Below are 521 nucleotides of genomic sequence, written 5' to 3'. Positions count from 1 at the left end.
ATCCTTGAAATACTCGTGGTCGATAGCTGAAAACCATATACTTCATGTAGTTGTTCTTCAATATCAGAGGTACTCATACCCTTGGCATACAAGGAGATAATCACGTTTTCTATCCCTTGTGATACCTGACGACCTTTGGGAACAATCACAGGCTCAAAACTTGATTCTCGGTCACGGGGTACTTGGATTTGGGTTTCCCCAGATTCTGTCTTAATCGTCTTACTACTGTAACCATTACGGGCGTTAGTATGCGAACGTTTCTGATGCTTATCATAGCCCAAATGGGCATCAAGTTCCCCTTCAAGCAAAGCTTCGATACCTCGTTTGTAAAGCGTGTCCATAAAAGTGGTAAACTCTGCTCCACTCTTGAATTGTTTGAGAAAATCCCCCTCTAAAAGTGTTGACTTATCCATAAAAATGACAATTATTGTTGCTAAGTTATTTAAAGTTTTTTGTTGGGGCTTTGATTTTTTAAAAAATCAAAGCCCCAACAAAACTTACACAACTAAGGGGAGGGTGCC

The 521-nt window shown here is 40.1% G+C and carries 1 protein-coding gene; it reads right to left on the bottom strand.

Annotation, left to right across the window (positions count from 1 at the left end):
- The coding region (locus VB776_RS24510; protein ID WP_323699477.1) for a transposase at positions 1-413 on the bottom strand (413 nt) is incomplete at its 3' end.
- Between the last annotated feature and the right edge of the window lie 108 nt (positions 414-521).

The organism is Arcicella gelida (assembly GCF_034931025.1).
Taxonomy (GTDB): domain Bacteria; phylum Bacteroidota; class Bacteroidia; order Cytophagales; family Spirosomataceae; genus Arcicella; species Arcicella gelida.
The sequence above is the reverse complement of the archived record's forward strand: the minus strand, read 5'-3'. Positions and strand labels throughout refer to the sequence as shown.